Origin of the sequence: Blautia sp. MB18-30, assembly GCF_023669475.1 — a bacterium.
Taxonomy (GTDB): Bacteria; Bacillota; Clostridia; order Lachnospirales; family Lachnospiraceae; genus Blautia_A; species Blautia_A fusiformis.
Genome location: NZ_JAMOYY010000031.1, coordinates 21,983 through 31,328, shown reverse-complemented (window position 1 = coordinate 31,328; position 9,346 = coordinate 21,983). Strand labels below are relative to the sequence as shown.

General features: G+C 45.7%; 6 protein-coding genes and 1 pseudogene. All 7 read left to right on the top strand.

All coding sequences use genetic code 11. From position 1 onward, the window contains the following. A pseudogene (locus NCY57_RS12965) lies at positions 1–315 on the top strand (DUF4179 domain-containing protein); the annotation flags it as partial. Between the two features lie 84 nt (positions 316–399). Beyond that, a complete protein-coding gene (locus NCY57_RS17195) occupies positions 400–579 on the top strand; it encodes a helix-turn-helix transcriptional regulator (RefSeq protein WP_110103134.1) in 180 nt (59 codons plus the stop codon). A gap of 555 nt (positions 580–1,134) precedes the next feature. Beyond that, positions 1,135–3,753, top strand: coding sequence for a DNA mismatch repair protein MutS (mutS, locus tag NCY57_RS12960; protein ID WP_015525114.1), 2,619 nt, complete (start codon positions 1,135–1,137; stop codon positions 3,751–3,753). Between the two features lie 5 nt (positions 3,754–3,758). Then, complete coding sequence (gene mutL / locus NCY57_RS12955) at positions 3,759–5,873, top strand: DNA mismatch repair endonuclease MutL (RefSeq protein WP_044961807.1); 2,115 nt, start codon at positions 3,759–3,761, stop codon at positions 5,871–5,873. Positions 5,874–5,900: 27 nt separating this feature from the next. Further along, positions 5,901–6,854 (top strand): tRNA (adenosine(37)-N6)-dimethylallyltransferase MiaA, encoded by a 954-nt coding sequence (gene miaA, locus NCY57_RS12950; protein WP_021652027.1) that lies wholly within the window; start codon positions 5,901–5,903, stop codon positions 6,852–6,854. A gap of 21 nt (positions 6,855–6,875) precedes the next feature. After that, complete coding sequence (locus NCY57_RS12945; RefSeq protein WP_044961809.1) at positions 6,876–8,150, top strand: methionine gamma-lyase family protein; 1,275 nt, start codon at positions 6,876–6,878, stop codon at positions 8,148–8,150. Then, on the top strand, positions 8,147–9,346 hold the full coding sequence (locus NCY57_RS12940) for an NAD(P)/FAD-dependent oxidoreductase (protein WP_129974497.1): 1,200 nt from the start codon (positions 8,147–8,149) through the stop codon (positions 9,344–9,346). Before NCY57_RS12945 ends, NCY57_RS12940 begins: the two co-directional genes overlap by 4 nt.

Below are 9,346 nucleotides of genomic sequence, written 5' to 3'. Positions count from 1 at the left end.
GATTATTATTTAATAGGAACCGACGATAAAGGAAATCAGGGGCTTTATAGAATGACAAATTATGGAGGCACAGAGACTGTGTTTGAAGAAAGCAGAAATAATACAAAATATAAAGGAATTTCTCCAGATGCTAAAACGGTGACATTAGAATTATATGTAAATAAAGAAGAAAAAAACAAAACAACATATAAAAAATATGAAACTGGAATAGAAGATACTTACGGAGAAGGCGAAGGACGTGTTTATGAAAGTGATGAAGATCCTCTGGATTTATATAGCCCAGTGGAAGGAAAAATAGAAATTAAAATCAGATGACAAAAGAATAGTTTGATCGAAGAGAGGAACAGCCAATATCATCTGCCTTCAGATATTGGCTGTAATATATATGATACATAAAAAATACAAGCAGCAGATAACGATAAGATTCTTATATCAGTCAAGGAAGCCTGTGAACGCACAGGTCTTTCAGAGAAAACCATGAGAATTCTTATGAAGAATAATACCTTCATGGTACGAATTGGGCGAAGAACCCTGATTGATAAGAAAAAATTTCAGAAATGGATAGATCGGCAGTCTTGAAAGGTTTTTGGGGTTGTGTTAAAATTAAGTCCAGTGCCATGCATGATCATCTATTGTTATTAGAAAAAGGATGGTAATGTTATGGAAAAAATCTAAGAGGAAAAGAAATAGGTAAGGGAATCCGACAAAGAAAAGATGGGCGGTAAGAAGCCAGAATCACAATTAAGGGATCTGGCAACCGCCTTTTTCTATCTATGGAACAAATCTTCAGCAGGTGAAAAAGCAAAGAAACATGTATTTGGCGGAAGTTCTCCCAGGTATTCCAGGCTTTGATTCGAGTATGTCCGTTTCAAAATGGTATGAGAAATGGATGGAACTTTATAAGGTTCGGAATCTTAAAGCAACCACGATAAGAAATTATGAAGAAAAGTATGGAAAAGAAAGCTAATTTTACTGATAAAATGACAATTTAGGAAGAGGTTTAAATATTTGGAAAAAGCAAGAAACACTGAAGAAGAGAAAAAAATGGGTCAAAAGTGGGTCAAAAAAAAATATAAGGCATCTGAAACCCGCATAAACACTGGGTTTCCGGCTGATACCAGTACATTATCACCGATGATGAAAGAATACGTAAAGACCAAAGAAGAGTACAGCGACTGTATCCTTTTTTACCGTCTGGGCGATTTTTATGAAATGTTCTTTGATGATGCGCTGACTGCATCCAAGGAACTGGAGATCACACTTACAGGAAAAGACTGCGGATTGGAAGAGAGAGCGCCCATGTGTGGCGTTCCTTTTCATGCTGCGGAAACTTATATCAACCGGCTGATCGAAAAGGGCTATAAGGTTGCCATCTGCGAACAGGTAGAAGATCCGAAAAAAGCCAAGGGTCTTGTTAAACGAGAGGTTGTCCGCATTGTCACGCCGGGAACTACTCTGGATACCATGTCACTGGACGAGTCCAAAAACAATTATCTGATGTCCATCGTCTCCATTGGAGAGCATTTTGGCTGTGCAATTGCAGATATCACAACCGGTGACTGTTTTCTCACAGAACTGGATAAACCTCAGAAGCTTCTGGATGAGATCAATAAATTTACACCTGCAGAGATCATCTGCAATGACGCCTTTCTTTTAAGCGGTGTGGATGTAGCGGATCTGAAGGGGCGTCTTGGAATCTGTGTATTTGCTCTGGATCCCTGGTACTTTGACGACCAGCTGTGCCAGAAAACCCTGAAAGAGCATTTTCACGTCGGAAATCTGGAAGGTCTCGGGATCGGAGATTATGACAGCGGGATCATTGCTTCCGGTGCACTGTTCCTGTATCTGAAGGAAACACAGAAAACAGCACTTTCCCATATGGCAAGCATCCGCCCTTACTCTGCTGAAAAATATATGCTCATCGACAGCTCCAGCCGTCGTAACCTGGAGCTTGTGGAAACCATGCGCGAAAAGCAGAAAAGAGGTTCTCTTCTCTGGGTTCTGGATAAAACCAAAACTGCCATGGGTGCAAGAACCCTTCGTTCTTATGTGGAGCAGCCTCTGATCGATGCAGAGGAAATCGAAAAGAGACTTGGTGCCCTGGAAGAACTGAACGCAAAACCTATGGATCGTGATGAGATCCGGGAATACTTAAATCCGATCTACGATCTGGAACGTCTGATAAGCCGTATCAGCTATAAATCTGCCAACCCAAGAGATCTGGTTTCCTTTGCCTCTTCCCTGGAAATGCTGCCTTATATAAAGCAGATCCTTGCAGAATTTAAATCTCCGCTGCTTATGCAGATCAACGAAGACATGGATCCATTGTCAGACATTACCGATCTGATCCGTAATTCCATTGCTGATGATCCGCCCCTTGCCCAAAAGGACGGCGGTATCATTCGGGAAGGTTATAACGAAGATGTGGATAAATTCCGCCGCTCCCGGACAGATGGAAAGAAGTGGTTATCTGAATTGGAAGCAAGAGAGCGGGAACGTACCGGTATTAAGAGCCTGAAGATCAAATATAACCGTGTATTCGGCTATTCCCTGGAAGTTACCAACACCTTCAAGGATCTCGTGCCGGAGGACTATATCCGCAAACAGACCCTTACCAACGCAGAGCGTTACATCACCCAGGAGCTGAAGGATCTGGAGGATCTGATCCTTGGAGCAGAAGATAAGCTTTATGCATTAGAATTTGAACTGTTTTCAGATATCCGTGATCAGGTTGGAGCTGAGGTTGTCCGTATCCAGCGTACTGCAAAGGCAGTAGCTGCTCTGGATGTTTTTGCTTCCCTTGCACTGGTTGCACAGAGGAATAACTTTGTCCGGCCCAAGATCAATGAGACCGGCCTCATTGATATCCGAAATGGCCGCCACCCGGTTGTGGAACAGATGATTGAAAACGATATGTTCATTCCAAATGATACGTATCTTGACAACCACAAAAAACGTATCTCCATTATCACAGGACCGAACATGGCCGGAAAATCCACATACATGCGCCAGACAGCATTGATCGTACTGATGGCACAGATCGGAAGCTTTGTTCCTGCGGACAGTGCGAATATCGGTGTGGTTGACCGGATCTTCACCCGTGTGGGAGCATCCGATGACCTTGCAAGCGGACAGAGTACCTTTATGGTGGAGATGACAGAGGTTGCCAACATTCTTCGTAATGCCACTTCCCGAAGTCTTCTGATCCTGGATGAGATCGGACGTGGAACTAGTACCTTTGACGGCCTTTCCATTGCCTGGGCAGTGATCGAACACATCAGCAACACCAAACTCTGCGGCGCCAAGACCTTATTTGCGACCCATTATCACGAGCTTACCGAACTGGAAGGCAAGCTTTCCGGTGTCAACAACTACTGTATCGCTGTCAAGGAAAAAGGCGACGATATCGTATTCCTGCGTAAGATCGTAAAAGGCGGAGCAGATAAAAGCTATGGTATCCAGGTAGCCAAGCTTGCCGGTGTTCCGGATTCCGTGATCCAGCGTGCCAAGGAACTGGTAGAGGAGCTCAGTGATGCAGATATCACTGCAGCTGTAAAAGATCTAACTGCTCCAAAGAAAAAGCAGAAGATCACCTATGATCAGTTAGATATGGCACAGATGTCACTGTTTGACACGGTACAGGACAATGATATCATTGAAGAGATCAAAAACCTGGAGATCGGGAATCTGACACCAATGGAAGCTTTGAACATTCTCTATAACCTGCAGAACAAAATTAAGAACCGGTGGTGAGACCCTTGAAAAAAATTGCAGTTTTAGACCAGAATACCATTGATAAGATCGCAGCAGGAGAGGTCGTAGAGCGCCCCTCCTCTGTTGTAAAAGAGCTTGTGGAAAATGCCATTGACGCAGGTGCTACCGCTATTACTGTAGAGATCACAGACGGCGGAAAAAAGCTGATCCGTATCACGGACAATGGCTCCGGAATGGATGCAGAGCAGGTTCCGCTTGCTTTTCTCCGCCATGCCACAAGTAAAATTGAAAAAGTAGAAGACCTGACCCACATTGCCTCTCTTGGCTTCCGTGGTGAAGCACTTTCCAGTATTGCCGCCGTCTCCCAGGTGGAGCTGATCACAAAGACTCCTTCCGGGATCAGTGGTACCCGTTATGTGATCGAAGGCGGAAAAGAACAGTCTCTGGAGGAAATGGGGGCACCGGAGGGAACAACATTTCTGATCCGAAACCTCTTTTACAATACACCTGCAAGGAGCAAATTCCTGAAATCCGATATGACAGAAGCCGGTTACATCAATACTCTGATGGAGCAGTTGGCGCTTTCCCATCCGGAAATCTCCTTTAAATATATCCAGAACCGTCAGGTGAAGCTTTCCAGTTCCGGAAACTACAGCGTAAAAGATGTGATCTACAGTGTCTACGGCCGGGAGATCGCCAAGGCGCTTCTGGATGTTTCCTACGAAAATGATTTCATGAAGATCGAGGGCTTTGTGGGGAAACCGGAGATTTCCAGAGGAAACCGTACTTTTGAGAATTATTATATCAATGGCCGATATGTAAAAAACAAGATCATTACCAAGGCCATTGAGGACGGATATAAAGGACTTGTCATGCAGCATAAATTTCCGTTTGTCTCACTTCGGATCGAAATGGACGGCAATGACCTGGATGTTAATGTGCATCCCGCAAAGAGAGAAGTGCGTTTTGCCAGAGAAACCGAAGTTTATACGGCCATTTATGAAACTGTCCGCAAGGTATTGACCCACAGAGAACTGATCCCACAGGTATCTGTTGGAAAAGACGAACCGACATCCCGCACAGAACAGATAAAGCCAGGAAATATTCCGGAGCCTTTTGAAGTAAAACGGCGGCAGGAGATGTACGGTCACCCAAATCGGACGGCAAATATAGCTTCCCATGCTGCACCGACAGCTTCTGAAGTACGTAGTACAGCGCCGGTTCCATCGATACCTTATAATAAGCCAACAAATGGTACCGCCTCCTATGGTTCAGCTGAAACAACTCACAATTCTTCAGCTTCTTCTGCAGATAAATACAAACGTGTGGATTCTCTGCGGGAAAATCCCGTATATGAATCGCAGCCTTTCACAAAAGAAGAAGAGGAAATGTTTTCCGGAACATTAAAAGACGGAAGAAATGAAAATTCCGCTACAGAAACAGCAGATTATGAAGTGATTTCTGAAAAGCCTGCTGAATCGGCACCTCCTGAGGTAGACAACGAGCCGATCAAATCGCAGGAACAGGAACCGCCAAAACAGCTGGAACTGTTCGAAGAACGGCTTCTTGCTCCTGAATCCAGAAGCCGCCACAGACTGATCGGACAGCTGTTTGATACCTACTGGCTGGTACAGTTTGAGGATAATTTTTATATCATTGACCAGCATGCTGCCCATGAAAAAGTATATTATGAGCGATTCGTAAAGCAGTTTCAGTCCCAGAACATCCAGTCCCAGTATGTAAGTCCCCCACTGATCGTTTCACTCAGCCTTGAGGAGGAGAATCTGCTGAAGGCAAACAAAAAGTATTTCCGGGATTTCGGCTTTGAGATCGAACCCTTTGGCGGAAGGGAGTACAGTATCAGTGCGGTTCCCTCCAGCCTTCTGGGAATGACAGAAGAAGAGCTGTTTCTGGAAATGCTGGACCATCTCACTGCAGACGGCTCCAAAGATGCATTTGAACTGTTTACCGCAAGGCTTGCAACTATGGCCTGCAAAGCTGCTGTAAAAGGCAATCATTCCATGTCACCCCAGGAAGCCGACAAGCTGATCGATGAACTTCTGACACTGGAAAATCCTTATAACTGTCCTCATGGAAGGCCAACCATCATTGCCATGAGTAAGACAGAGATTGAAAAAAAATTTAAACGTATCGTGTAAGATACCTATCATAAACGGAGAAAATCTATGAAAAAACCTCTTATCGTCCTTACCGGACCTACTGCCGTGGGAAAAACAAAACTTTCCATTGCCCTTGCAAAAGCAGTAAACGGAGAGATCATCTCCGCAGATTCCATGCAGGTTTACCGCCATATGGATATTGGTTCCGCCAAGATCACACCGGAAGAAATGGATGGCGTCCCTCATCATCTGGTGGATGTGTTGGAGCCCACAGAAGATTTTAATATTGTCCTTTTCCAGCAGATGGCAAAAGAAGCCATGGAAAAAATTTATGATAAAGGCCGGATCCCGATCCTGGTAGGCGGCACGGGATTTTATATTCAGGCCGTAACCAGAGATATTGATTTTACCAGTTCCAACCAGGATGACCATTACCGCAGGGAGCTGGAAGAGCTGGCAGAACAAAAAGGCCCTTCATTTCTTCATGATATGCTTGCACAGGTTGATCCCAAGTCAGCCCAGGACATCCATGAGAACAATGTCAAGCGAGTGATACGCGCCCTGGAATTTTATAAACAGAACGGTACCAGGATCTCCGAACATAATGAAGAGCAGAAAGAACATACCAGCCCCTATGCCCTGGCATACTTTGTCCTGAACGCACCCCGTCCCCTTCTCTACGAACGCATAGACACAAGAGTGGATGAGATGTTGAAAAACGGGCTTGTAGAAGAAGTAAAAAAGCTCCGGGAAATGGGCTGCCACAGAGGAATGGTTTCGATGCAGGGACTGGGCTATAAAGAAATCCTGGACTGGATGGACGGAGAATACCCTTACGAGGAAGCCGTTCGCATCCTGAAACGTGACACCAGACATTTCGCCAAACGCCAGCTTACCTGGTTCCGAAGAGAAGGCGAGGTAACCTGGGTAGATAAAGATAACTTTGATTACGATGACAGCCGGATCCTTTCCTACATGCTTTCTGTATGCAGAGAAAAAGGGATCCTGCCTGCCAAATAAAATAAAAAAGGAAAAATGATCATGAAAGAATTATATGCACAGCTTGGAATCTCTTCCGCAGTTTACGATTTCGGTAAAACTGTAGAAGATTCCCTGAAAGAACGTTTTGAAAAATTTGATAAAACTGCAGAGTATAACCAGATGAAGGTTATCCATGCCATGCAGAAAAACCGTGTCAGTGAGGCATGTTTCGGAGCTTCCTCCGGTTATGGCTACAACGACCTTGGCCGCGAAACTCTGGAGCAGGTTTATGCCGATACCTTCCACACAGAAGCCTGCCTGGTACGCCCGCAGATCACCTGTGGAACTCATGCACTTGCCATTGCTCTCTTCGGAAACCTGCGCCCCGGTGACGAGCTTCTTTCCCCTGTAGGAAAGCCTTACGATACCCTGGAAGAAGTGATCGGTATCCGCCCGTCCAATGGTTCCCTTGCGGAATATGGCGTAAAATATCGTCAGGTGGATCTTCTCGAGGATGGTACCTTTGATTATGAAAACATCAGAAAAGCAGTCAATGAAAAAACAAAGCTGGTAACCATCCAGCGTTCCAAAGGCTATCAGACCCGTCCTTCTTTCTCCGTAAAACAGATCGGTGAGCTGATCTCTTTTGTAAAAAAGATCAAGCCGGATGTGATCTGCATGGTAGATAACTGCTACGGAGAATTCGTAGATACCATCGAGCCCAGTGATGTAGGTGCAGATATCATGGTCGGCTCCCTGATCAAAAATCCAGGTGGCGGCCTTGCTCCTATCGGTGGTTATATCGCAGGAAGAAAAGACTGTGTGGAAAATGCCTCCTACCGTATGACCTGCCCGGGACTGGGTATGGAAGTCGGTGCAACTCTTGGTGTAAACCGTTCTCTGTATCAGGGATTTTTCCTTGCACCGATGATCACCAAAGGAGCTTTAAAGGGCGCTGTTTTTGCAGCGAACATTTACGAAAAGCTTGGTTTCCCGGTAGTTCCCAACAGCACAGAGCCACGTCAGGATATCATCCAGGCGGTCACTCTCGGAACACCGGAAGGTCTTGTAGCATTCTGCCAGGGTATCCAGGCTGCTGCACCGGTAGACAGCTTTGTAACACCAGAGCCGTGGGATATGCCGGGATATGACAGCCAGGTGATCATGGCAGCAGGTGCTTTCATCCAGGGTTCTTCCATCGAGCTTTCTGCCGATGGTCCTATGAAACCGCCTTATGCAGTTTATTTCCAGGGTGGTCTCACCTGGGAGCATGCAAAGCTGGGAATCCTGAAATCTCTTCAGTATATGGTTGATAAGGAACTTGTGAGCTTATGAAAAAATCCGAAGGACCGGACTTAAAAAAACAGATCTTTGTCATAGGAGCCGGTGCTTCCGGTCTTATGGCAGCTATTCAGGCTGCTGTATACGGAGCTGCAGTTACGGTTCTGGAACAAAATGACCGTCCCGGCAGAAAAATCTGTGCTACGGGAAACGGCCGTTGTAATATGACGAACCTAAATCAGGATGAAAACGCTTACCGGGGATCTCATCCTGAATTTGCCAAAGATGCCCTGGCACAGTTTCCTGTGGAAAAAACTCTGAAATTCTTTCAGGAACTGGGAATCTGTATCACAGACCGCAGCGGATGGATCTATCCCCGAAGCAACCAGGCACAGAGTGTGGTAGATGTTCTTGTCATGAAGGCACGCAGCCTGAAGGTAAAGCTGAAAACCAATCAGACCGTTACCGGCGTGTCTTTTGCAGACGGACAGTGGAAGATCCATACGGACGGATGGACCTACAGTGGTGATGCCGTGATCCTTGCAAATGGTTCCCGTGCGTCTTCCGTTGCAGGTTCCTGCGAAAGCGGATATGAAATTGCAAAAAGTCTCGGACATCATCTGATCGAACCCCTTCCAGCTTTGACAGCTCTGAAATGTAAGGGAAATTCTTTTTCCGGCTGGAGTGGTGTACGGACAGAAGGGAAGATAACACTTTATATAGACGGCACACCGACAGTCTCCCAGCAGGGAGAACTGCAGCTTACCGATTACGGTGTATCCGGGATCCCGGTATTTCAGATTTCCCGCTACGCCATCCGAGCGGTTCACGAAAACAAAAACGCAGAGCTTTCCATAAATTTTTTTCCGGAACTGAACCAGAAAGAACTGGAAGAATACCTGGAACAGAGAAAAACAGCCTGCCCTTATAAAACAGAAAAAGAACTTCTCATCGGACTTTTTCCGGAAAAACTGATCCGTGTCTTATGTGCACAGAAGAATCTGATCCATGGGATCAATGATTTTCGCCTTCCGGTAAAAGACAGCCTTTCTTTTGAACAGGCACAGGTTTGTTCCGGCGGCGTGGATACTTCTGAAGTTCAAAGTAAAACCATGGAATCCAGACTTCATAAAGGCCTTTATTTTGCCGGAGAACTCCTTGATATTGACGGCACCTGCGGTGGATACAACCTGCAGTGGGCATGGTCAAGTGGAGCTACCGCCGGTATCTGGGCAGCAAAGGAGGAATAA